Genomic DNA, 3,532 nt, shown 5'->3' with positions numbered 1-3,532 from the left:
GAACAGGTCGCGGGCCTCCACCGTCTGACGGTCGCCGCCCCGCTGCACCCACACGACCAGCGCCGGACCCCGCTCCGACACGTACTCGACCACCACCGGGCCGTCCGCGTGGCGGGCGACGAAGGCGACGAGACCCTGCTGACCGGCCTCGTCGTCGTCCGACCATGACACCCGGTTCGACCTGACGACCTCCACCTTCGCCCCGTACGACCGGAGCAGCTCGGCCCGCTCCTTCGCCGCCGTCTGATCCAAGTAGCGGCGGCCGACCGGCCATCGGAAGGGAAGCACCTCCACCGAGCCGTCGGCCAACTCCAAGCGGGTCGACGCCGGCCAACACGGCGTCGGTGACGTCTACCCGGAGGGGAGCGACGCGCCCGGGGGGTCACGCTGCCCGCCCCGCCCGCCCGACATCCAACCGGTACACGTACGTCGGGCCGGCGGCGACCCTCGCCCGGTGCCGCTCCGGCGTCCAACCGGGGGGCTCCCAGCCGAGTGTCGCCGCTGTCGGCTGCTCGTCGTTCGGCCCGAACCCTCCGGGAGCGAACGACCACGACCGCGACGGGTCAGGGGCGGAGCAGCGGCACACCAGCGAGGGACTTCGAGGCCCGCCCGCCGGAAGCACGACCAACGGGTCGCCATGCCTCCACCATCGCAGGTAGTGCATAGCGCAGAAGCCTCTGGCGGCGGCGCTCCGGTCGCAGCCCTCCACCGCGCAGAACACGACGCCGGGCATCACGCGGCCTTCCGGTCGCAGCCCTCCACCGCGCAGAACACGACGCCGGGCATCACGCGGCCTTCACCGGCGAACCGTCGTCCACGACCTCGACACCCAGCTTCGCCGCCACCCCCACCGTCTCGAACCACTGACGCAGCCCGTCCACCGCCTTGCGCGCCGCCGTCGTCAACATGTCGAAGTGCTCACCGTCCGCTTCGATCGTCACCCACACCTTCGCCCGCGGCGACATATCCGGCCGAGGCGCCGGCGCCTCCCCCACCTTCACCGACCGCTCCCACTCCGACCGCCGCCGACGGGTCTCGTGCACCGTCCAGCCGTTCGACTCGGCCCGGTCCAGCCAGTCGTCCTGCTGCTCCGGAGCGAGCGCAGCGACCGCCTCATGGTGCCCCCAGTGCAGCGCCTCCCGACGTCGGGAAACATCTGAGAACGCCTCGGCCACCGACGCCGCATTTCGTAGCGTCTGCACCGCGTAGCCCGACGACTCGGCCGCCTGCAAGAACCGGTCCTCGCCGAACCGCCTGCCGAACCGGCACCAGTCCCCCCACCACCACATCGCCGACGCGGCGATCAGCGACAGCGGCGGACCCAGCCGCGCCCAGTCCTCGTACGACAGGTCGTCGGGAAGCTCCAGGTGCACCGACGACCGGGCCGGCGGCAGCATCGCCAGCGCCTCGCCGAGCGGAACGAGTTCCATCAGGCAGCGACCTCCACCATGTAGACGACCTTCCGCTTCGGCGACGCCGGCCGCACGCGACACCCCGACTCCCGCTCGGCCCGCTCCTGGCCCGCCCAAGTGCACGGGAAGCACCGGCAGCCCTTCGCGTACGTGGCGGCGAGGCCGTGCGTCGCGCCCGGCCCGTTCACGTCCCGTAGCGGCGCCGCCTCGTCCCTGTCCAGTCGGGCGAAGTGGTCGGCCACCGCCCCGTCCAACCGGCCTGCTGCCCGCGCTCGGCGCAACAACCGGAAGTCCGGTTCCGCAGCCCCGCCCCATATCCCCGCTGGCTCGTTCCGATCCAGCGCGTCCAGCAAGCACGCCTCCCGCGCCGGGCATCTCCGGCAGACCTGTTTCGCTTCGGCGGCGGCCTTCGCGTCCTTGTCCTCCGGGAAGAACACCGAGCGGTCCACCGAAGGATCAGCGCAGGCAGCGAAGTCACGCCAGGAGGGGCGGGTCCAGGCGATCATGCGGCCTCCCACAAGGTGCGCGGCATGTGGTCGACACCCCTGTCGTCGCGGGGCCGACTCGGAGCCGACCAGCCCGTCCGGGCCGGCCGTTCAGCAACAACACGCCAGCCGGCAGCACGGAGGCTCGACCCCAACTCGGCTTCCTGCGTGTAGGTGATCAGCCGGCCATAGCCGAGCGCCTTCGCCGCCCGCCAGGCAGCTGCGTACAGCATCGAGTTCGCATTCGGGGTGCCGTCCGTGGCGGTCCGGTTGACCTCCAACGTCAGCCCGTCATCCAGATGGCGGGCGACGGGACGGCCGACCATCGCGACCCCGACCAAACGGTCGCCGTCGGCGACGCCGAGGCTGAACTTGTGGCCCACCGGGGGGCGGTGATGGTGGAGCCACATGGCGACGAACGCCGCCGCTTGCGAGAACGACACGGGGACGAGGCGAAGGCTCATGCCGCCCTCCTCGCCCACGCGTTCAGGTCGCCGACCATCCGCCGCCGCTGCTCCTCGGTGAACCCGGCCCGGAACCCGTCGTCCCCGTTGAGGACGGCGTCGCGGAGGCACTGGCGGTTCACCGGGCAGCCGGCGCACAACAACCGGGTGGCGCGTTCGACATGGTGGCCTTCGGGGGGGAAGAACCAGGCGAGCGGCTTCCCCCGGCACGCCGCCCGGTCACGCCAGTTCACGCCGCCTCCATGTGTGCGCGGATCGGAGCGTTCGCCCGCCACTCGTCCTGCGACCCGCAGAACAGCAGGTTGCAACCCGTGCAATACCAGCGGCCCTTCGGGTGGCGGCCGTCTTCGACGTGCTCGTGGGAGTCGCACCACGGGCAGCGGGGACGGAGAGAGGGATCAGGCATCAGTTGTCTCCGGAGCGGGCTAGGACGAGCCAGGCGCGGCAGGCCCCGCAGGGTTCGGCGTCTCGGTCGCCGTCCACGCAGGCACCGGCGCCGACAGCGCCACCGGCCGCGCAGCCGTCGTCCCGGATGGCCGCCAGCGCGACCCGCAGCTCGTCTCGTTCCGCGGTTAGTGCGTACGTCAACCGCTCCTGGCTGGCGTCCGCTTGCTCCGGGCCAGAGGTGGGGAGCATGTCCGCGAACACGGGGGGACGGCCGGTCGTCGGGTACGTCGGACCGTGAAACCACCCCTCGCTCATCTCTTGCCGACCTCTTCCCCGCTCAGTGCACCCGTCCGCTGCTCACCCATAGCGGTCCTCCGTTCGGTGTATCCGGGCCGCCGCGACGGCCTCTGACATGGCATGGCGGGTGAGTTTCCGAGGCGACGACACCGGCGGGTCGCCATCCCGGAACAGGCTCCGCTTCGACGGCCGACGATCCTCCGGCGACGCCCGCAGAGACGCCCGCAGCTCCCGCGCCCGCCGCAAGTTCTCCTCCACCGGCAACGGCTTCTCGGTCGACTCGACAAGCGCCGTCCGGTACACGGTCCGCTGCCGGGCCAGCGCGTTCGCGGTTTCGAGGAACCGGGCGACCGACGGGAACCAGTTGTCGGAGCGGACGAGGAGGCGGGCGGCGGCGAGGCCGTCGTCGGGGTCGACGTTGCGGAGGGCGTCGGCCCACACGTCCGGGGTGCGGTCGTGGAACTTCTCCTGCGGCCACGCGGCGACC

The 3,532-nt window shown here is 72.0% G+C and carries 7 protein-coding genes; all 7 read right to left on the bottom strand.

The features are described from left to right. Nucleotides 1-288: hypothetical protein (locus VGB14_20430; protein HEX9995301.1), on the bottom strand; the 288-nt coding region annotated here is incomplete at its 3' end. A gap of 497 nt (nt 289-785) precedes the next feature. After that, nucleotides 786-1,493: a hypothetical protein gene (locus VGB14_20425; GenBank protein ID HEX9995300.1), complete on the bottom strand. Its 708-nt coding sequence runs from the start codon at nt 1,491-1,493 to the stop codon at nt 786-788. Then, a complete protein-coding gene (locus tag VGB14_20420; GenBank protein ID HEX9995299.1) occupies nt 1,430-1,918 on the bottom strand; it encodes a WhiB family transcriptional regulator in 489 nt (162 codons plus the stop codon). The genes VGB14_20425 and VGB14_20420 overlap by 64 nt, the downstream gene beginning before the upstream one ends. Next, complete coding sequence (locus VGB14_20415) at nt 1,915-2,361, bottom strand: XF1762 family protein (GenBank protein ID HEX9995298.1); 447 nt, start codon at nt 2,359-2,361, stop codon at nt 1,915-1,917. The genes VGB14_20420 and VGB14_20415 overlap by 4 nt, the downstream gene beginning before the upstream one ends. Beyond that, nucleotides 2,358-2,594, bottom strand: a complete 237-nt coding sequence (locus VGB14_20410; protein ID HEX9995297.1) for a WhiB family transcriptional regulator — start codon at nt 2,592-2,594, stop codon at nt 2,358-2,360. The genes VGB14_20415 and VGB14_20410 overlap by 4 nt, the downstream gene beginning before the upstream one ends. Beyond that, the gene (locus VGB14_20405; protein ID HEX9995296.1) at nt 2,591-2,767 is read right to left on the bottom strand and encodes a hypothetical protein; all 177 of its coding nucleotides are present in this window, start codon (nt 2,765-2,767) and stop codon (nt 2,591-2,593) included. Before VGB14_20405 ends, VGB14_20410 begins: the two co-directional genes overlap by 4 nt. A 338-nt stretch (nt 2,768-3,105) precedes the next feature. Further along, the coding region (locus tag VGB14_20400; protein HEX9995295.1) for a hypothetical protein at nt 3,106-3,532 on the bottom strand (427 nt) is incomplete at its 5' end.

The sequence above is a fragment of the Acidimicrobiales bacterium genome (genome assembly GCA_036399815.1).
GTDB lineage: Bacteria > Actinomycetota > Acidimicrobiia > Acidimicrobiales > DASWMK01 > DASWMK01.
The sequence above is the reverse complement of the archived record's forward strand: the minus strand, read 5'-3'. Positions and strand labels throughout refer to the sequence as shown.